Annotated in this window: 16 protein-coding genes and 1 pseudogene; 16 read left to right on the forward strand and 1 reads right to left on the reverse strand. The window is 71.7% G+C overall.

The annotated features are described in order from the left end of the window. Positions 1-569: 569 nt before the first annotated feature. From ACFWHU_RS18670 to ACFWHU_RS18735, 14 genes and pseudogenes are all read left to right on the forward strand, one after another. Positions 570-2,228, forward strand: coding sequence for a CTP synthase (locus tag ACFWHU_RS18670; RefSeq protein WP_385803965.1), 1,659 nt, complete (start codon positions 570-572; stop codon positions 2,226-2,228). 106 nt (positions 2,229-2,334) lie between these two features. Continuing rightward, complete coding sequence (locus tag ACFWHU_RS18675) at positions 2,335-2,961, forward strand: NUDIX domain-containing protein (protein WP_387225726.1); 627 nt, start codon at positions 2,335-2,337, stop codon at positions 2,959-2,961. A gap of 961 nt (positions 2,962-3,922) precedes the next feature. Beyond that, positions 3,923-5,868: pseudogene (locus ACFWHU_RS18680) on the forward strand (tetratricopeptide repeat protein). A 139-nt stretch (positions 5,869-6,007) separates the two neighbouring features. Further along, positions 6,008-7,123 carry an alanine dehydrogenase gene (ald, locus tag ACFWHU_RS18685; protein ID WP_385804015.1) on the forward strand — a complete coding sequence of 372 codons (1,116 nt, stop codon included), beginning with the start codon at positions 6,008-6,010 and terminating at the stop codon, positions 7,121-7,123. Between the two features lie 369 nt (positions 7,124-7,492). Then, positions 7,493-8,617 carry a ParA family protein gene (locus ACFWHU_RS18690; RefSeq protein WP_385803969.1) on the forward strand — a complete coding sequence of 375 codons (1,125 nt, stop codon included), beginning with the start codon at positions 7,493-7,495 and terminating at the stop codon, positions 8,615-8,617. After that, positions 8,614-9,192: a hypothetical protein gene (locus ACFWHU_RS18695; RefSeq protein WP_385804017.1), complete on the forward strand. Its 579-nt coding sequence runs from the start codon at positions 8,614-8,616 to the stop codon at positions 9,190-9,192. The genes ACFWHU_RS18690 and ACFWHU_RS18695 overlap by 4 nt, the downstream gene beginning before the upstream one ends. Positions 9,193-9,240: 48 nt before the next feature. Further along, positions 9,241-10,449 (forward strand): segregation and condensation protein A, encoded by a 1,209-nt coding sequence (locus tag ACFWHU_RS18700; protein ID WP_387225729.1) that lies wholly within the window; start codon positions 9,241-9,243, stop codon positions 10,447-10,449. After that, a complete protein-coding gene (gene scpB, locus ACFWHU_RS18705; protein ID WP_387225731.1) occupies positions 10,446-11,081 on the forward strand; it encodes an SMC-Scp complex subunit ScpB in 636 nt (211 codons plus the stop codon). Before ACFWHU_RS18700 ends, scpB begins: the two co-directional genes overlap by 4 nt. Continuing rightward, positions 11,081-12,292: a pseudouridine synthase gene (locus ACFWHU_RS18710; protein ID WP_387225733.1), complete on the forward strand. Its 1,212-nt coding sequence runs from the start codon at positions 11,081-11,083 to the stop codon at positions 12,290-12,292. Before scpB ends, ACFWHU_RS18710 begins: the two co-directional genes overlap by 1 nt. A gap of 156 nt (positions 12,293-12,448) precedes the next feature. Then, entirely contained in the window at positions 12,449-13,102 is a 654-nt protein-coding gene (pnuC, locus tag ACFWHU_RS18715) for a nicotinamide riboside transporter PnuC (RefSeq protein WP_385803978.1), read from the forward strand. Beyond that, a complete protein-coding gene (locus tag ACFWHU_RS18720; protein ID WP_387225735.1) occupies positions 13,099-14,205 on the forward strand; it encodes an AAA family ATPase in 1,107 nt (368 codons plus the stop codon). Before pnuC ends, ACFWHU_RS18720 begins: the two co-directional genes overlap by 4 nt. Continuing rightward, a complete protein-coding gene (locus tag ACFWHU_RS18725) occupies positions 14,202-14,978 on the forward strand; it encodes an NUDIX domain-containing protein (RefSeq protein ID WP_387225737.1) in 777 nt (258 codons plus the stop codon). Before ACFWHU_RS18720 ends, ACFWHU_RS18725 begins: the two co-directional genes overlap by 4 nt. Continuing rightward, positions 14,975-15,997 carry an ADP-ribosylglycohydrolase family protein gene (locus tag ACFWHU_RS18730; RefSeq protein WP_387225739.1) on the forward strand — a complete coding sequence of 341 codons (1,023 nt, stop codon included), beginning with the start codon at positions 14,975-14,977 and terminating at the stop codon, positions 15,995-15,997. The genes ACFWHU_RS18725 and ACFWHU_RS18730 overlap by 4 nt, the downstream gene beginning before the upstream one ends. A gap of 3 nt (positions 15,998-16,000) precedes the next feature. After that, entirely contained in the window at positions 16,001-16,843 is an 843-nt protein-coding gene (locus ACFWHU_RS18735; protein WP_387225741.1) for a DNA polymerase beta superfamily protein, read from the forward strand. Here ACFWHU_RS18735 and ACFWHU_RS18740 read toward each other — a convergent pair. Then, a complete protein-coding gene (locus ACFWHU_RS18740) occupies positions 16,775-17,512 on the reverse strand; it encodes a DNA polymerase beta superfamily protein (protein WP_387225743.1) in 738 nt (245 codons plus the stop codon). The genes ACFWHU_RS18735 and ACFWHU_RS18740 overlap by 69 nt on opposite strands. A gap of 160 nt (positions 17,513-17,672) precedes the next feature. Here ACFWHU_RS18740 and aroH point away from each other — a divergent pair, with 160 nt between their 5' ends. Beyond that, complete coding sequence (aroH, locus tag ACFWHU_RS18745) at positions 17,673-18,035, forward strand: chorismate mutase (protein ID WP_387225745.1); 363 nt, start codon at positions 17,673-17,675, stop codon at positions 18,033-18,035. Beyond that, positions 18,032-19,117 carry a prephenate dehydrogenase gene (locus tag ACFWHU_RS18750; protein ID WP_387225747.1) on the forward strand — a complete coding sequence of 362 codons (1,086 nt, stop codon included), beginning with the start codon at positions 18,032-18,034 and terminating at the stop codon, positions 19,115-19,117. The genes aroH and ACFWHU_RS18750 overlap by 4 nt, the downstream gene beginning before the upstream one ends. The last annotated feature ends 184 nt before the right edge of the window (positions 19,118-19,301 follow it).

Consider the following 19,301-nt stretch of genomic DNA (forward strand, 5'->3'; position numbering starts at 1 on the left):
GGACTCGGCAGCGAATGTCCGAGCAGGATACGACGCACGTCGGGGATCCGCGCAGGTGTCCCGGCAACATGAATGAGCCGAACGAGTGGCCCAAGGGTGACACAGTCCCGGCCGTCGCAGGTCCGATGACGTGCGGTGACGGCGCGACGACTGAGCGCCGACGACTCCGTGTTCGCGAAGTGATCAAACGGTGAACGTACGCTGATCGCGGGCCCCGTGAGGTGATCAATCTGTGATCTTGGACCGGGTCAGGACCGGCCGCCGACCCCTGTGAATGGGTGGCCGGAAATCGACCACGACATATCCGCGCCATCCCCTCAAGTCGTCCACGGCGCCGTCGGCCCGTCGCACACCCGTCCCAGGGGTCCGGCGCGTGGACCTCGGGAACCTCCCCCTGTCGTCGCTGATACCCTGGTGGCCCGTGGGCGGATGGCCCCCCAGCGCTTCTCAGGGGCCCCGAACCGCAGCGACGGCACCCCCCTCCAGATCCTCCGGTTCCGCCGGTGATCCACCGGACAGGGGCGCCGGTACGCACCTCAGACCGCGACCACGGGAGCCCCCTCTTGGCCATGCCGAACCGATCCTCGACCTCCTCGACGACCAAGCACATCTTCGTCACCGGGGGCGTCGCTTCCTCCCTCGGCAAGGGCCTGACCGCCTCCAGCCTGGGGGCACTCCTCAAAGCGCGGGGCCTGCGGGTCACCATGCAGAAGCTCGACCCGTATCTGAACGTCGACCCCGGCACGATGAACCCCTTCCAGCACGGTGAGGTGTTCGTCACCAACGACGGCGCCGAGACCGACCTGGACATCGGGCACTACGAGCGGTTCCTGGACGTCGACCTCGACGGCTCGGCCAACGTCACCACCGGCCAGGTCTACTCGACGGTCATCGCCAAGGAGCGGCGCGGCGAGTACCTCGGCGACACCGTCCAGGTCATCCCGCACATCACCAACGAGATCAAGCACCGCATCCGGCGCATGGCGACCGACGACGTCGACGTCGTCATCACCGAGGTCGGCGGCACGGTCGGCGACATCGAGTCGCAGCCCTTCTTGGAGACCGTCCGCCAGGTCCGCCACGAGGTGGGCCGCGACAACGTCTTCGTCGTGCACATCTCGCTGCTCCCGTACATCGGCCCCTCCGGCGAGCTGAAGACCAAGCCCACCCAGCACTCGGTCGCGGCGCTGCGGAGCATCGGTATCCAGCCGGACGCGATCGTGCTGCGCGCCGACCGCGAGGTGCCGCTCTCGATCAAGCGCAAGATCTCCCTGATGTGTGACGTGGACGAGGACGCCGTGGTCGCGGCGATCGACGCGAAGTCCATCTACGACATCCCGAAGGTGCTGCACACCGAGGGTCTGGACGCGTACGTCGTACGGAAGCTGGACCTGCCGTTCCGCGACGTCGACTGGACCGTCTGGGACGACCTGCTGGACCGGGTCCACAACCCCGACCACGAGGTCACCGTCGCGCTCGTCGGCAAGTACATCGACCTGCCCGACGCGTATCTGTCGGTGACGGAGGCGCTGCGGGCCGGCGGCTTCGCCAACAAGGCGCGGGTCAAGGTCAAGTGGGTCACCTCGGACGACTGCAAGACGCCCGCGGGCGCGGCGCGGCAGCTCGGGGACGTCGACGGCATCCTGATCCCCGGCGGATTCGGCGAGCGCGGCGTGACCGGCAAGGTCGGGGCGATCCAGTACGCCCGCGAACAGAAGATCCCCTTGCTGGGCATCTGTCTCGGTCTGCAGTGCATCATCATCGAGGCCGCGCGCAACCTCCTGGAGAACCCGGACGCCAACTCCACCGAGTTCGACGCGGCGACGGCGCATCCGGTGATCTCCACGATGGAGGAGCAGCTCGCCTACGTGGAAGGCGCCGGTGACCTCGGCGGCACGATGCGCCTGGGCCTGTACCCGGCGAAGCTCGCGGACGGCTCGATCGTGCGGGGCGTCTACGACGACCTGCCGTACGTGGAGGAGCGCCACCGCCACCGCTACGAGGTCAACAACGCGTACCGCGCCGAGCTGGAGAAGAAGGCGGGCATCGTCTTCTCGGGCACGTCGCCCGACAACAAGCTCGTCGAGTACGTGGAGTACCCGCGCACGGTGCACCCGTACCTGGTCGCCACCCAGGCGCACCCGGAGCTGCGGTCGCGTCCCACCCGGCCGCACCCGTTGTTCGCGGGCCTGGTCAAGGCCGCGGTGGAGCGTCAGCAGGGCGAGTAGGGCCCCGATCCGGGGGATAACGTTGACCGAGGTACGGCCCGCCCGGGGCACCGGGGATCCGTACCTCGGTTTTCCGCTGTGCGGCCGCGTGTGGAGGTAGGTTTCGATGGCGATCAAGGACACCCCCGAGGAGTGGCCGATCACGGCCACGGCGACGCCGTTCCGGGGCAACAAGACCAGCGTCCGTACGGACGACGTGGTCATGCCCGACGGCTCGGTGGCGCGCCGCGACTACCAGGTCCACCCGGGCTCGGTCGCGATCCTCGCCCTGGACGAGTCGGACCGTGTGCTGGTCCTGCGCCAGTACCGGCACCCCGTGCGCCAGAAGCTGTGGGAGATCCCGGCCGGTCTGCTCGACATCCCCGGCGAGAACCCCCTGCACGCGGCGCAGCGGGAGCTGTACGAGGAGGCGCACGTCAAGGCGGAGGACTGGCGGGTGCTGACGGACGTCTACCCGACGCCGGGCGGCTGCGACGAGTCCGTACGGATCTTCCTGGCCCGCGATCTGTCGGAGGCGGAGGGCGCGCGCTTCGAGGTCTCCGAGGAGGAGGCGGACATGGAGCAGACGCGGGTGCCGCTGCCGGAGCTGGTACGGGGCGTACTGGCGGGCGAGCTGCACAACAACGCGCTCGTGGTGGGGGCGCTGGCGCTGACCGCCGCACTGGCGGGGGACGGGGTGGCGGCGCTGCGTCCGGCGGACGCTCAGTGGCCGGCGCGGCCGTTCGAGGCATGAGGGCCTCCGTGATCGGGTCCAGGGTCAGGGCCGGTAGGACGAACTGCTGATCCGATTGGGGGATTTGTCGCCGCGCCCCGCACGGTAGGTCGCACAGCGTGAACTACGCTCGAATCACCCGTGCGGACCCGCCGGGCTCGACTCGCGCGCACCCCGCCGAACGGGCAGGGGAAGGAGTGTGGCCGTGACGGACCAAGCGGTGGACTTGGACGGCGGGGCCTCAACTCCCCCCGAAGCGGCGACACCTGACGGCAAGTCATCAAAACCGGCCCGGCGCCGGAGTGCTCGTGAGGACGACCGGGCCGAGGGCCCGCCACCAACCACCCGCGCCCGGCGGTCCGCTGACCGCAAGTCGACAAACCCCGCTCCGAAGCCCGACGCCCCGGCCTCCGGACGCAAGAAGCCCGCTCCACGCGGCGCCTCCGAAGCCCGGACGCCCTCTCGTACGCGACGGGCCTCCTCCCGTGCCCCCGACGGCCCGGGTGCCGACCAACGCAAGGCCGAGGCGCAGACCGCGCCGGAGGACACCGGCCCGCGCGGCGGCGCCGGGGGCAAGAAGTCGGGTTCGCCGCGCGCGTCCCGCCTGCGGCCGGACTCCGGCCGTGCCCCGGTCGGCAGTGGCCCGGCCGAACCTGAGGACACCGGCGGTTCGCGTTCCGCCGCCGCCGGCCGCGCCTCGGCGCCGAAAGCTGATTCCGCGGGCAGGGCGTCCGCTCCGCCGGCCACGGCCGACGAGGCTCTTGCCGGCCGTGAGGCGACTGCTCCGTCGGCATCCACCGGCCGCGTACCGGTGCTGGAAGCCGACCCGTCGGCTCATCCGGCCGCGCCCACCGCGCCGACCGCCTCCCGCCCGCAGTTCGGCTCCGGCCGCGGCGGCGGCGCCGAGGCGGGCACCGGCCGCGCCGCGAACCGCACCACGGCCCCCCGCCCCGCCCGCTGGTTCTTCGGGCGGCAGCGGGAGTTGAAGGCTCTGCACAGCGACATCGAGCGGGCCGGGCTCAACACCATCGCCGGGCGCCGGGCCGCCCACACCCGGGTGCTGCTCATCACCGGGCAGCGCGGGGCCGGGCGGACCGCGCTCGCGCGGGAGCTGGCGCGACAGGTGGGGCGGCGGTATCCGGACGGGGTGCTGCACATCCGGCTCACCGAGCCGGGCGGCGAGCCCGTCCCCGTCGAACGCACCGCTCGCGACCTCCTCGGCGAGTTCGACATCCCCGTGCCGCCCGGCGCCGGTGAGGACGAGCTGTCCGAGATGGTGCGCGCGGCGCTGGCCGAGCGCCGGGTCCTGCTGCTCCTCGACGACGCCCACGACGCCGAGCAGGTCGACCTCCTGCTCCCCGAGAACCCGGACTGCCTCGTCGTCGCCGTCGCGCGCGGCCCGCTCACCGGTATCCCGGACATCCGGCCGTGCACCATCGGCGGCCTGGACGCCAAGTCCGCGATCGAACTCCTCGGCACCTTCACCGGATCCGTACGGATCACCGTCGACCCGCAGGCCGCCGAGTCCCTGGCGGAGGAGTGCGGCGGCCAGCCCGTCGCGCTCACCCTCGTCGGCGGCTGGCTCGCCACCCACCCGAGGGTCTCGGTCGCCGACGTTACCAAGCGGCTGCGCACCGTCCCCGAGGACGTCGAACTGCCGCGGGACGCCCGCCCGTCGGCCCGTGCCTTCCGGTTCGTGTACGAGGGGCTGCCGCCGTCCACCGCCGCGATGCTGCGACTGCTCGCGCTCGCCCCCGCCGGATTCGCCGACGCCCACACCGCGTCCGCGCTGGCGGGCTGTTCCGTCTCCGCCGCCACGGCGGCACTGGACGACCTCGCCGCGCTGAGCATGCTGCGCCCGGCGGGGGACCAGTTCGAGATCCCCGGCTCCCTCGCCCCGCTGATGCACGCGCTGATGGAGGCGCACGACCGCCCCGCCGAAGTGCAGCTCGCCAGGGCCCGGATGCTGGAGCGGACCGTACGGCTGCTCCAGTCCTGCCGCGCCGTCACCGAGCCCGAGGGCTCGACGGCGCGTATGAAGCTCGCCTCGCTGCCGCGCGCGGTGCGCTTCCCGAGCACCCGCGCCGCCGCCGACTGGCTGTCGTCCCGCAGGCCCGCCCTGCTGGCGTCCGCCCGGCTCGCGGTGGCCGACGGCGGGCTGGACACCCTCGCCCGCAGGCTGGTCTCCGCGCTGGTCAGGGCGCTCGCCGCGCACCAGGGCACGGACGCGGCGGCGCCGGACCTGTACGGGCTGCACCAGCTCGTCCTCGGTGTCGCCGAGCGCCAGGGCCTGCACCGCGAGGAGGCCGCCGCGCTGCTCAACATCGGCGATCTGGACGCCCGGTCGGGCCGTACGCACGACGCGCTGGCCCGCTACCGGTCCGCTCTGGACGCCGGAAAGGCCGCGAACGACCACTACGCCACCGGCCGCGCGATGGAATCCGTAGGAGGCGCCTACCAGGAACTCCAGGACTGGCACCGCGCCGCCGACTGGTACGGCCGCGCCCTCGCGCAGCGGCTCAGCCGCGGCGAACGGGCCGAGGAGGCGCGGCTGTACGGACGGCTCGGCACCGTCCACACCTACGCGGGCCGCTACGGGGAGGCGCTGCGCCACTGGCGGGCCGCCGCCGCGGGCTTCCGCAGGCTCCAGGACCTCACCGGCCAGGCCCGCGCGCTCAGCGAGGCGGCCAGGGTCCAGGAGTACGCGGGCCGTCCCGAGGAGTCGCTGCACACCTGTCAGGAGGCCGTGGAGTGGGCCCGGCTGGCCGGCGACACCCCTCTCCAGGCCGAGTTGGAGCTCAGGCTCGCCGACACGCTGGAGCGCCTCGGCGACCCGACGGCGGCCCGACTGCATCGCAAAGCCTCCGATCGTCTGCTCGCCACCGACACCTGACCTACGAAATCCGTAGCACCTCGGCGGAAGATTGATGCTTTGCAAGGCTAGACAGCGGGAAGTCCTTCATTAGACTGGCTCTGTCGTAAGTCAGCGATGCCTTCCGATGCGCCCTCGGCGTATGGGTTTGTAGGGCATTGCCCGAACACCCCTGAGCCAAGGACCGTGATCATCGTGCTCGTCGGCATCCCCCGCGAGGTCAAGAACAACGAGTTCCGGGTGGCGATCACCCCCGCCGGAGTGCACGAGCTCGTGCGCCACGGTCATCAGGTCGTCATCGAGCGGGACGCCGGCGCCGGCTCCTCGATCACGGACGCCGAGTTCGTCGAGGCCGGCGCCCGGATCCTGCCGACCGCCGACGCGGTCTGGGCCACCGCCGACCTCGTGCTGAAGGTCAAGGAGCCCATCGCCGAGGAGTACCACCGCCTCCGCAAGGACCAGACCCTCTTCACGTATCTGCATCTCGCCGCCTCCCGCGAGTGCACCGACGCGCTGCTGAAGTCCCGCACCACCGCCATCGCGTACGAGACGGTCGAGACCGTGAACCGGCGGCTGCCGCTGCTCGCCCCGATGTCCGAGGTGGCCGGCCGGCTGGCCCCGCAGGTCGGCGCGTACCACCTGATGCGCTCGGTCGGCGGCCGAGGCGTGCTGCCCGGCGGCGTCCCCGGTACGGCTCCGGGCCGCGCCGTCGTCATCGGCGGCGGTGTCTCCGGCTGGAACGCGACCCAGATCGCGGTCGGCATGGGCTTCCACGTGACGCTGCTCGACCGGGACATCGACAAGCTGCGCGAGGCCGACAGGATCTTCGGCACGAAGGTGCAGACCATCGTCTCCAACGCGTACGAACTGGAGCGCGCGGTCGTCGAGGCGGACCTCGTCGTCGGCGCCGTTCTCATCCCCGGGGCGAAGGCGCCGAAGTTGGTCACCAACGCGCTCGTCGCCAAGATGAAGCCCGGAAGTGTACTTGTCGACATTGCAATCGATCAGGGTGGTTGCTTCGAGGATTCACACCCCACCACCCACGCCGAGCCGACCTTCCGGATCCATGACTCGGTGTTCTACTGCGTCGCCAACATGCCGGGCGCCGTGCCCAACACCTCGACCTACGCGCTGACCAACGCCACGCTTCCCTACATCGTGGCGCTCGCCAACCTCGGCTGGACCGAGGCGCTGCGCCGCGACCCGGCGCTCGCCAAGGGCCTCAACACCCATGACGGGCAGGTCACTTACGGTTCCGTGGCCGAGGCCCACGGTCTTCCGTACACCGAACTGGCCGCCGTTCTGGCCTGACCCGTCAACGGCGTCCGTCAACCTCGCGCCCCCGGCCGGATCTTGCTCGGCAAGGTCCGGCCGGCTGTGTGTCCCGCCACTTCCCGGCCTTCGCTCAACTCGCCTCGAACGTAACCCTTTAACCCTTTCGCACCCGTGTGAATCGCGTCGACGGGGGGCTGCGCGCCCTTGACACAAGGGTGTTCGGTTGCCGACACATCGGGCCGGGTCCGGCGGATTGTGTTGCTGCGGAGTGGTGACACGCCATAGAGTCGCCAACCGTCGGCATGGTGCCACGCTGACCTATCGATAAGTTTCCTGGTCACGTCCAAGGAGGTAAGACGACTTGTGAATGAGTCGACATTTACTCCCGGGGGTGGTCAACCAGGAATGCCTGCGCTGGGCCACCGGAGCCCGTCGTCCGGGCTAGAGGCCGTCGGCTCCGTCGCTGTCCGCACCTTCACCACCCATCAGCACATGACGACAGCCCACCAGACGATGGACGGCCAACACGTGAACGCCATGGCCGGCAACGAGAGTGGCCGAGAGTCCACCCACTTCGCCGACTTCGACGAGGTGCCCCAGGGGCACTTCTACGACCCCGACGCCGAGTACGAGCCCGACCCCGAGTACGCGGCCACCCTCGCGCCCGACGCCGCACGCCAGCGCCGCGAGCGAATCGGCCCGACCGGTCGTCCCCTGCCGTACTTCCCGATCCCGGGCCCGGTCACCGACCACGGCCCCGCGAAGATCATCGCGATGTGCAACCAGAAGGGCGGCGTCGGCAAGACCACGTCGACCATCAACCTGGGCGCCGCGCTGGCGGAGTACGGCCGGCGCGTACTGCTCGTCGACTTCGACCCGCAGGGCGCCCTGTCCGTCGGTCTCGGCGTCAACCCGATGGAGCTCGACCTCACGGTCTACAACCTGCTCATGGAGCGGGGCATGTCGGCCGACGAGGTGCTTCTGAAGACCGCCGTGCCCAACATGGACCTGCTTCCGAGCAACATCGACCTCTCGGCCGCAGAGGTGCAGCTGGTGAGCGAGGTCGCGCGGGAGTCCACGCTCCAGCGGGCGCTCAAGCCGCTGATGCAGGACTACGACTACATCGTGATCGACTGTCAGCCCTCGCTCGGTCTGCTGACCGTGAACGCGCTGACCGCCGCGCACAAGGTGATCGTCCCGCTGGAGTGCGAGTTCTTCGCGCTGCGCGGAGTGGCCCTGCTCACCGAGACCATCGAGAAGGTCCAGGAGCGGCTCAACCCGGAGCTGGAGCTCGACGGCATCCTCGCCACGATGTACGACTCCCGCACGGTGCACAGCCGCGAGGTCCTGGCGCGGGTCGTCGAGGCCTTCGACGATCACGTCTACCACACGGTGATCGGACGGACCGTGCGCTTCCCGGAGACCACGGTCGCCGGTGAGCCCATCACCACCTACGCCTCCAACTCCGTAGGCGCCGCCGCCTACCGCCAGCTCGCCAGGGAGGTGCTCGCCCGGTGTCACGCCGAGTGAGTCTGCCCGGGGCCGACGAGCTGTTCCGTACGACCGGGGGCATGTCGCTCCAGGCTTCCTCACCGGGGGACCGGCGGCGTACCGCGAACGGCGAGCCGCGGGTCCCGGCACCGGCAGGGGAGAGCGACCAGGGCGCCGACCGGTCGGGGGCCGCGCAGTCGGCGGCACCGGCCCAGGAGCACTCGGCGACCGACGCGGACTCGTCGGCCACCTCCCGCAGCCGCGCCCCCGAGCAGGAACAGCAGCGCCGGCCGCAGGGAGCGCAGGACGGCGGCGGCGCGGGCACGCCCACCGTCGGCCAGCAGGGCGGGCCGCAGGGCGGTCAGCGCCGCAGAGGGGGCCGCGGGGCCAACCGCCGTCCCAGCGGCCGTGAACGGCACGACGAGAAGATCACGGTCTACGTCTCCGCCGAGGAGCTGATGGACCTGGAGCACGCGCGTCTGGTGCTGCGGGGCGAGCACGGACTCGCCGTGGACCGGGGGCGGATCGTCCGCGAGGCGGTCGCCGTGGTCCTCGCCGACCTGGAGTCGCGCGGCGACGCGAGCATCCTCGTCCGGCGCCTGCGCGGGCGCTGAAGGTAGCCTCGGCGGGCCGAGCCCGCTCCTCCCGCCTCCAGGACCGCCATGCCGCCGACCGACGACTCCGCAGCCCGCTCGTCCCGCCGCGCGCTGGGGCGCGGGCCGGGGGCGGCCGGTGCCGCGGGGCGGCCCGCGGTGGCGGAGCCGGTGGCGCCGGAGCCCGTGGTGCCCGAGCAGGCGCCGGAGCCGGAACCTGAGCCCGTACCTGAGCCGACAAGGCCCGAGCCGGCGCCGGAGCCCGCGGTCGTACGCGAGGCCGTGCCGGTGCGCGCACCGGAGCCCGCCGCGGAGCCGGAACCCGTACCCGAGCCGGAGTCCGCACCCCTACCGGAGCCGGAGTCCGAACCCGAGCCGGAGTCCGAACCCGAGCCGGAACCCGAACCCGAGCCCGACGACGGGCGGTTCACCGTACGGCTCGCGAACTTCGAGGGCCCCTTCGACCTGCTCCTCCAGCTGATCTCGAAGCACAAGATGGACGTCACCGAGGTCGCCCTCTCCAAGGTCACCGACGAGTTCATGGTGCACATCCGCGCCATGGGTCCCGACTGGGACCTCGACCAGACCACCGAGTTCCTGGTCGTCGCCGCGACGCTCCTCGACCTCAAGGCCGCGCGCCTGCTGCCGTCCGCCGAGGTGGAGGACGAGGGCGACCTGGCGCTGCTGGAGGCCAGGGACCTGCTCTTCGCCCGGCTGCTCCAGTACCGCGCGTACAAGCGGGTCGCCGACATCCTCAGCACCCGGCTGGACTCCGAGTCGCGGCGCTACCCCCGTACCGTCGGCCTGGAGCCGCACCACGCCGCGCTGCTCCCCGAGGTCGTCATCAGCATCGGCGCCGAGGGGTTCGCCCGGCTCGCGGTCAAGGCGATGCAGCCCAAGCCCAAGCCGCAGGTGTACGTCGACCACATCCACGCGCCGCTCGTCTCCGTCCAGGAGCAGGCGGGGATCGTCGTGGCGCTGCTGCGGGCGGCCGGCGAGGTGAGTTTCCTGACACTCGCCGAGGACGCCCCGGACACGCTCACCGTCGTGGCGCGCTTCCTGGCGCTGCTGGAGCTCTACCGGGAGAAGGCCGTCGCCCTGGACCAGGACGAGGCCCTGGGCCCGCTCATGGTGCGCTGGACGGGCGGCGACGACGACCGGTCGCCCCGGGTGACGGACGAGTTCGACCGCCCGCCCGACACCGTGACGGAAACGAAGGAACCGAAGGACACAACGGACACGGCGGACACCAAGGACACGAGCGAGGAGAAGGCGTGAGCGAGGACCGTACGGTCGCCGACCTCGAGATCAAGCCCGCCCTGGAGGCGGTCCTCATGGTCGTCGACGAGCCCGCGACCGAGGATCACCTGGCCAAGGTCCTGGACCGGCCGCGCCGGGCCGTCGCCGACGCGCTGCGCGAGCTGGCCGACGAGTACACCGTCCAGCGGCGCGGATTCGAGCTGCGCCTGGTCGCGGGCGGCTGGCGTTTCTACTCGCGGCCCGAGTACGCGGAGGCCGTCGAGGGCTTCGTGCTCGACGGCCAGCAGGCCCGGCTCACCCAGGCCGCCCTGGAGACGCTGGCGGTCGTCGCCTACCGCCAGCCGGTCAGCCGGTCCCGGGTCTCGGCCGTACGCGGAGTGAACTGTGACGGGGTCATGCGGACCCTCCTCCAGCGGGGTCTGGTCGAGGAGGCGGGAGCGGAACCCGAAACAGGTGCGATCCTGTACAGGACGACGAACTATTTCCTGGAGCGGATGGGCCTGCGTGGTCTGGACGAGCTTCCGGAACTCGCGCCCTTCCTTCCGGAGGCGGACGCGATCGAGGCCGACACCCTGGAAGGCGTTCCGTCGTTCGATCCGGACGCACCGTACGCCCCGGAAACTAACGCAGACGACAAGACGGACATTTGATGCGAAGCAACGGCAGGAACAGCGGAAGCGGCAGCGGCAGCGGGAATCGGAGCGGCGGCGGCCGGGGAGCCGCCGGCGGCAAACCTCAGTCGAGGGCCGGTGGCGGTCGCGGCGGCAGCGGGGGGAGCGCCGGGGGCCGGGGGAGCGGCGGCAGTGGCGGCAGTGGCGGTGCGCGCGGCGACAAGCAGCCGAAGCGTGAGGGCACCCCGCGTCCCGAGGAGCGCCGTTACGACGTCGGGCGCTCCGGTGGCCCCGGCGGCGGCCAGGGTGGCGGTCAGGGCGGCGGCCAGAGCGGCAGCGGCCGTGGCGCCGCGGCGCGCGGCGGCGCCAAGGGCGGTCCCAAGGCCCCGAGCATCGCGGCCAAGCGCCGGGCGCAGGGCAAGCCCGCCCGCCCGCGCGAGCTGGACGCCAAGATCGAGCAGCGCAACCGCGACCGGTACGCCGACAAGCCGGAGATCAGGACCCCGAGGACCAACCCGGGCGCCGAGCAGGAGGGCGAGCGGCTCCAGAAGATCCTGGCGCGTGCGGGCATGGGTTCGCGCCGGGCCTGCGAGGAGCTGATTGAGCAGTCCCGCGTCGAGGTCAACGGCGAGATCGTCGTCGAGCAGGGCATGCGCGTCGACCCGCACCGGGACGAGATCAAGGTCGACGGGCTGACCGTCGCCACGCAGTCGCATCTCTTCTTCGCGCTGAACAAGCCGGCCGGTGTCGTCTCGACGATGGGCGACCCGGACGGCAGGCAGAACCTGGGCGACTACGTCACCAACCGCGAGACGCGGCTGTTCCACGTGGGCCGGCTGGACACCGAGACCGAGGGCATCATCCTGCTCACCAACCACGGTGAGCTGGCCCACCGCCTCACGCACCCCAGGTACGGCGTGAAGAAGACGTATCTCGCCGCCATCCAGGGCCCGTTGCCGCGTGAGCTGGGCAAGCGCCTCAAGGACGGCATCCAGCTGGAGGACGGCTACGCGCGCGCCGACCACTTCCGCGTCGTGGAGAACACCGGGAAGAACTACCTGGTCGAGGTGACGCTCCACGAGGGCCGCAAGCACATCGTGCGCCGGATGCTCTCCGAGGCCGGCTTCCCCGTCGAGCGGCTGGTCCGGACGTCGTTCGGCCCGATCCCGCTGGGCGACCAGAAGTCCGGCTGGCTGCGCCGCCTGACCAACACGGAGGTCGGCATGCTGATGAAGGAAGTCGGCCTGTAGGCGCACCGGAGCCGTGGAGCCGGTCCCGTACCGCCGGACAGCTCCACCGGCCCCGCACCGAGTGACGAAAGCCCGTGGCCCGATGCCGCGGGCTTTTCCGCTTGTGGCGCGCCCTCGTTCACCTTTATAGTCAACATGACCATTAAGGAGGCGGGCGTGAGTCTCGCGGATTTCCTCGACCCCTTGCAGCAGCCGCTCGTGACCGTTCTCGACACCCCGGTGAGCTGGACCGAGGTGCTCGGCTTCGGCAGCGGAGCGCTCTGCGTCTGGCTCGTCGCCCGCCAGCACCTCGCCAACTGGCCGATCGGCATCGCTAACAACCTGTTCTTCATCCTGCTGTTCACCCAGGCCGGCCTGTACGCCGACGCCGGGCTGCAGATCGTCTTCATCGCCCTCGCCGCGTACGGCTGGTGGACCTGGACCCACGGGGGTGGACCAGGCTCCGCGTACCTCCCGGTGCGGCGCACCTCGCGCACCGAGTGGGGCTGGCTGCTCGCGGCGGGGGCGGTGGGAACTCTCGCTCTGACGCTACTCCTGGACCGTCAGACCTCCTCGACGGTGCCGTTCTGGGACGCCGTCACCACCGCGCTGTCGCTGATGGCGACCTACGGGCAGTGCCGCAAGCGCCTGGAGTCGTGGTGGCTGTGGATCGCCGCCGACGTCGTCTACATCCCGCTCTACGCGCACAAGGATCTCTATCTGACGTCGATCCTCTACGTCGGCTTCATGACCCTGTGCGTCATCGGACTGCGCAACTGGTCGCGCGACCTGGAGCGGCGTCCGTCCGGCCCGGTGGAGGTCGCGGCATGAGCGCGCGACAAGAACACGGCGTGGGCGCGAGATGCGAACACGGCCTGGTCCTCGGCAAGTTCTACCCTCCCCACACGGGCCACCACCACCTCGTACGGACCGCGCGGGAGCGCTGCGAGCGGCTCACGGTCCTCGTCTGCGCCGCCTCGGTCGAGTCGGTCCCGCTCGCCGACCGCGTCGCCTGGATGCGCGAGGTCCACCCGGACGTCCGGGTCGTCGGCGCCGTCGACGACACCCGCATGGATCTGCGTGATCCGGCGATCTGGGACGCGCACATGGCGGTCTTCCGCGACGCCGTCCCCGAACCCGTGGACGCCGTCTTCACCTCCGAGTCGTACGGGGACGAACTCGCCCGCCGCTTCGGCGCCGAGTCCGTCGTCGTGGACCCGGACCGCACACTGCACCCCGTCTCGGGCACCGCCGTCCGCAAGGACCCGGTCGGCTGCTGGGACTTCCTCGCCCCGCCCGTCCGGGCCGCGCTCACCCGCCGCGTCGTGGTGCTCGGCGCCGAATCCACCGGCACCACGACCCTGGCGCGGGCCCTCACCGAGCACTTCCGGGCGCGCGGCGGCGTATGGGCCCGAACCCTCTGCGTCGCCGAGTACGGACGGGAGTTCAGCGAACGCAAGCTCGCCGCGCTGCGCGACCGGTGGCCCGGCGCGCAGTGGGAGGACGTCGAATTCACCACCGGGGACTTCCCGTTGATCGCCGAGCGGCAGAACGAGTGGGAGGAGGCGGCGGCCCGTGCCGGCTCACCCGTCCTGTTCTGCGACACCGACTCCTTCGCCACCACCGTCTGGCACGAGCGGTACGTGGGCGGACGCAACCCGCTCGTCGAGGAGGTCGCCGACCGCGTGCCGCACCATCTGTGGCTGCTCACCGGCCACGAAGGCGTCGCCTTCGAGGACGACGGACTGCGCGACGGCGAGGAGCTGCGGCCCTGGATGACCGGCCGCTTCAGGGACGAACTGACCCGCACGGGGCGGTCGTTCGTCGCCCTCGACGGGCCGCGCGAGAAACGGCTCGCCGACGCGGTCGCCGCCGTGGACGCCCTGCTGGACCAGGGCTGGTACTTCGCCGCACCCCTGCCGGAGAACAGATGACACCCCGACAGCCGTCCCCACCGCCGGCCCGACGGCCCCGTGTGCCCGAGAACTACGACCCCGCCGACTTCGTACCGTTCGCCGTCACCGTCGATCTCGCCGTCTTCACGGTCCGCGACAGCAGCCTGCACGTCCTGCTCGTCGAACGCGGCGAGGAGCCGTATCTGGGCCACTGGGCGCTGCCCGGCGGCTTCGTACGGCCCCGCGAGTCCGCAGGGCAGGCGGCGAGACGTGAACTCGCCGAGGAGACCGGCCTGTCGCCGGACACCGTCGCCGGACTGCGGCCCGAGCAACTGCGCACCTACAGCGAACCGGACCGCGACCCCCGGATGCGGGTCGTGTCCGTCGCGTACACCGCGCTCGTGCCCGACCTCCCCGAACCGCGCGGCGGGGGCGACGCCGCCCAGGCCCGCTGGACCCGGTACGACGACGGCGAACCCGGCCGGCTCGCCTTCGACCACGGCCGGATCCTGGCCGACGGCCGGCGCCGGATCGGGGCCAAGCTCGAATACACCTGCCTCGCCACGGAGTTCTGCCCGCCCGAATTCACCCTGGGCGAGCTTCAGCAGGTGTACGAGACCGTCTGGGGCGTGGTGCTCGACCGCCCCAACTTCCGCCGCAAGGTGCTGACCTCACCCGGCTTCGTCGAACCGGTGGAAGGTCCCCCGCGCCGCACCGGCGGCCGGGGCAAACCGGCCGCCCTCTACCGCGCCGGTACCGCCACCGCACTTCACCCGCCGCTGCTTCGACCGGAAGGACGGACCACCCCATGACCTCATCGGAGAACGCCGCCAAGAGAGCCGCCACCGGCGCCATGACCGGGCTCGCGCTCGGCGACGCCCTCGGCTTCCCCACCGAGTTCAACGACGTGCCCTCGATCCTCGCCAAGTTCGGCCCCTGGCGCGAGATACCGCTGCTGAAGCCCGCGATCGTCAGCGACGACACACAGATGACGCTCGCGCTCGGCCGCGGTCTGCGCACGGCCATGGAACGCGGCCCGCTCGGACCGCTGCGCCTGACCCGGCCGGTGCGCGAGGAGTTCGTGAACTGGTTCCACGACCCGCAGAACAACCGGGCACCCGGCAACACCTGCATGACGGCCTGTCAGCTCCTCGACAGTGACCGGCCCTGGCAGCTGGCGAGCCGCATCGGCTCCAAGGGCTGCGGCGCCAACATGCGGGTCGCCCCGATCGGACTCGCCCCCGGCCTGAGCGCCGAACAGCGCTCCGGAGCGGCCCAGTTGCAGTCCGGACTCACCCACGGCCACCCGACGGCACTGGCCGCGTCCGACCTCACGGCGCACGCGGTGCACCTGCTGGCGCGGGGGACCGAACCGCTGGGTCTGGTGGGTCTGCTGCGCTCGTACGCGTACGAGAACCGGTCCCGCTACCACCACGCGTGGCTCGGCGACCTGTGGACCCACAGCCAGGACCCGACACCCGAGCACTTCATCGAGCGCGGCTGGGACGACTGCCTCGTTGTGCTCGAACGGCTCGGACAGGCCCTGCGCGCACCGTCCCCCGAGACCGACCCGTGCCTGGCCACCGGCGACGGCTGGATCGCCGAGGAGGCGTTCGCCACCGGGCTCCTGTGCTTCCTGCTCTTCCCCGAGGAGCCGGTCACCGCGCTGCGCCGGGCCGCCTGCACCAAGGGCGACTCGGACTCGATCGCCTGTCTGACGGGTGCGTTCGCCGGCGCCCATCTCGGGGCGGGCGCCTGGCCGAAGGAGTGGGCGGACCGGATCGAGTACCGCGAGGAGCTGCTGGAACTCGGAGCACTCTGGGACGCTTGATCCATGCGTATGGATGACGAACACGTGGCGGACGGCGCGCCCTTCGGCAACCCGATCGACGAACCCCCGGCAATACGCGCGCGGCGCCTCCTGCGGGCCGGGCTGCCGACGACCGAACTCGCCCCGGCCCTCGCCGAGGAGGCGGATCCGCTGCTGTTCGCCACCGTCTCGGGCGCCCACCTCTACGGCTTCCCCTCCACCGACTCGGACGTCGACCTGCGCGGCGCCCATCTGCTCCCGGTGGCCGAACTCATCGGACTCCACGACCCGGACGAGACCCGGTCGCGGATGTGGGACAGCGACGGCGTGGAGATGGACCTGGTCAGCCACGACCTGCGGAAGTTCGTCCGCATGATGATGCGGCGCAACGGCTACGTGCTGGAACAGCTGCACTCGCCGCTGATCGTGCACTCGACGGAGGCGCACCGTGAACTGCTGTCGCTCGCACCCGGCGTGCTGACCGGCCACCACGCCCACCACTACCGGGGATTCGCCGCCACCCAGTGGCGGCTCTTCGAGAAGACCGGCGAACTCAAGCCGCTGCTCTACACGTTCCGCGCGCTGCTCACCGGCGTCCATCTGATGCGCAGCGGCGAGGTGCAGGCCCATCTGCCCACACTGATCGCCGAGGTGAGCGCGCCCGGCTATCTGCCCGAGCTGATCGAGGCCAAGGCCGAGGCCGAACACGGCGCGGCGACCGGCCTCGCCCCGACGCGGCTCCAGAGCGACGTGGACGCGCTCCACGAGGTCCTGGCGGACGCCAGGGAGCGGACCCGGCTACCCGACTCCCCGGCCGGCTACGAGGCCCTCCACGACCTCGTCGTCCGCACCCGCCTGCAACGCTGACGCCCGCCGCGCGCGGATCACGAAGTCCTCGATCCGCGCCCGGTCGGGCTCGGCGGGCAGCGCGGAGCCGGCGAGCGCGGCGTCGGCCTCCTCACCGAGGCGGTTCATCCGCCGCTCCACCTCGGACCACGGGACCTCACCGCGCTTGACCGCCAGAAGCGGCTCCCGCTCCTGGCCCGCGTCGATGACCAGCCGTCCCGTACGCAGCAGGTCGCGGCAGCAGCCGAGCAGCCGCAGCAGATGCATGGCGTGCTTCCAGCGGGGCTCGCCGTGCTGCCGGATGTCCGCCTCCAGCTTCCTGCGCTGGCCGATCGCGTAGCGGACGAAGGTCTCGTGCGCCTGCCGGGAGAGGAACGCCTCGCGCAGGGCGAGGAGTTCGCGGCCGGTGTCGTTCACATGCTCGACCAGCGGCGAGTGCAGACATTCGAGCACATTGGGGTTGCTGCGCAGCGCGAGCAGACAGAACCGCTCCAGCTCCCAGGAGAACTGCTCCTCGGCCGGCCCGTCGACATGCGTCGGGGGCTTCTCGAAGCGCCAGTACAGCGGCGTCGGCGCCAGGAACACACCCCGGCGGTCGGTGTCGCTGCCCTCGGTCGCCAGCCCGAAGGCGCGGGAGCCCATGACGCACGCGTAGACGGTGTGGTCGCGTACCAGGTCCTCGGGTCTCATGCGTACGGAGATTACGGGGAGCCCCGCCCCGGACCCGCCCCCGCCCCGGACCCGGCCGCGGGGCAGGCCGTCTCGCGCAACGGTCCCCCGGTCAGTACCGTCGATCATCTGTCTAACCTGGACGCGTCACACGATCACTGAGCGGGACGAGGAGTACGACGTGCCGGTACGAGCTGTCCGAGGGGCCGTCCAGCTGGAGCGGGACGAGCCGGGACACATGGACGAGCAGGTCGCCCTGCTGCTCTCCGCCATCCTGGAGCGCAACAGCCTCGGGGCGGACGACCTGATCAGCATCTGGTTCACCGCCACCCCCGACCTGCACAGCGACTTCCCGGCCGCCGCCGCGCGCGGCATCGGTATCACCGACGTCCCGCTGATATGCGCCCAGGAGCTGGATATAAAGGGCGCCATGCCCCGCGTGGTCCGTATCCTCGCCCACATCGAGTCAGAACTCCCCCGGTCCGAGATCGCGCACGTCTACCTCGGCGCCGCGGCTGCCCTCCGCAAGGACATCGCCCAGTGAGAACCGCCCTCGTCATCGGGACCGGCCTGATCGGCACCTCGGCCGCCCTGACCCTCGCCGGACGCGGTGTCGCCGTCCACCTCGTGGACCACGACCCGGCCAGGGCGCGGACGGCCGCGGCGCTCGGCGCCGGCACCGAGGAGCCCCAGGAGGGCCCCGTCGACCTCGCCATCATCGCCGTGCCGCCCGCGCACACCGCCAAGGCCGTCGCCGCCGCGATGCGCGCCGGCAGCGCGCGCGGCTACCTGGACGTCGCCAGCGTCAAGGGCGGTCCCCGGCGCGAGCTGGAGGCACTGGGCCTGGACCTGGGCACGTACATCGGTACGCATCCGATGGCCGGCAAGGAGAGCTCGGGCCCGCTCGCGGCGACCGCCGACCTCTTCGAGGGCCGCCCCTGGGTGCTGACCCCCACGCCCGCCACCGAGACCGAGGTGCTGAATCTCGCCCTCGAACTCGTCGCGCTCTGCCGCGCGGTGCCGGTGGTCATGGACGCCGACGCCCACGACCGGGCCGTCGCCCTCGTCTCCCACACACCCCAGCTGATCTCCTCGATGGTCGCCGCCCGGCTGGAGGACGCCGACGAGACCGCCGTACGGCTCTGCGGCCAGGGCATCCGCGACGTCACCCGCATCGCGGCCTCCGACCCCCGGATGTGGGTCGAGATCCTCAGCGCGAACCCGGGACCGGTCGCCGACGTCCTCGCGGGCGTGGCCGCCGACCTCGGCGAGACCGTCGAGGCGCTGCGGGCGCTCCAGTCCGCCGACGAGACCGAGCGGCGCGGCGGCACCGAGGGCATCGAGGACGTCCTGCGGCGCGGCAACGCGGGCCGGGTGCGGGTGCCGGGCAAGCACGGCGCGGCCCCGGCGTCGTACGAGACGGTGGCCGTCCTGATCAGCGACCGGCCGGGCGAGCTGGCCCGTATCTTCGCGGACGCGGGCAGCGCCGGGGTCAACGTCGAGGACGTGCGGATCGAACACGCGACCGGGCAGGAGGCGGGTCTGGTGCAGCTGATGGTGGAGCCGTCGTCGGCTCCCGTCCTGAGCGCGGCACTGCGTGATCGCGGTTGGTCGATCCGCTGGTGACCGCGCGATGACCGTGCGGTGACGGCGGTGTCCGGGACACGCCTGCGGCGGGTACCGGGGCCGGCTTTCGCGGGGGTGTAAGGCGCGGTCCCAGCACTCGGTAACCTTGTGCGGGGGCGTACTGACGTCTGGGCGTCCGGAAACGACCCCCCGAACGTCCCGAGAATCATCCGCGAACCACTTC

Origin of the sequence: Streptomyces sp. NPDC060366 (assembly GCF_042725135.1) — a bacterium.
In the GTDB taxonomy this organism is placed as follows: domain Bacteria; phylum Actinomycetota; class Actinomycetes; order Streptomycetales; family Streptomycetaceae; genus Streptomyces.

Coding starts and splice junctions, on each gene's coding strand:
- ACFWHU_RS18670 (WP_385803965.1), top strand. CDS start 570: ATGCCGAACCGATCCTCGACCTCCTCGACGACCAAGCACATCTTCGTC.
- ACFWHU_RS18675 (WP_387225726.1), top strand. CDS start 2,335: ATGGCGATCAAGGACACCCCCGAGGAGTGGCCGATCACGGCCACGGCG.
- ACFWHU_RS18690 (WP_385803969.1), top strand. CDS start 7,493: ATGCCTGCGCTGGGCCACCGGAGCCCGTCGTCCGGGCTAGAGGCCGTC.
- ACFWHU_RS18700 (WP_387225729.1), top strand. CDS start 9,241: ATGCCGCCGACCGACGACTCCGCAGCCCGCTCGTCCCGCCGCGCGCTG.
- ACFWHU_RS18710 (WP_387225733.1), top strand. CDS start 11,081: ATGCGAAGCAACGGCAGGAACAGCGGAAGCGGCAGCGGCAGCGGGAAT.
- ACFWHU_RS18720 (WP_387225735.1), top strand. CDS start 13,099: ATGAGCGCGCGACAAGAACACGGCGTGGGCGCGAGATGCGAACACGGC.
- ACFWHU_RS18725 (WP_387225737.1), top strand. CDS start 14,202: ATGACACCCCGACAGCCGTCCCCACCGCCGGCCCGACGGCCCCGTGTG.
- ACFWHU_RS18730 (WP_387225739.1), top strand. CDS start 14,975: ATGACCTCATCGGAGAACGCCGCCAAGAGAGCCGCCACCGGCGCCATG.
- ACFWHU_RS18735 (WP_387225741.1), top strand. CDS start 16,001: ATGCGTATGGATGACGAACACGTGGCGGACGGCGCGCCCTTCGGCAAC.
- ACFWHU_RS18740 (WP_387225743.1), bottom strand. CDS start 17,512: ATGAGACCCGAGGACCTGGTACGCGACCACACCGTCTACGCGTGCGTC.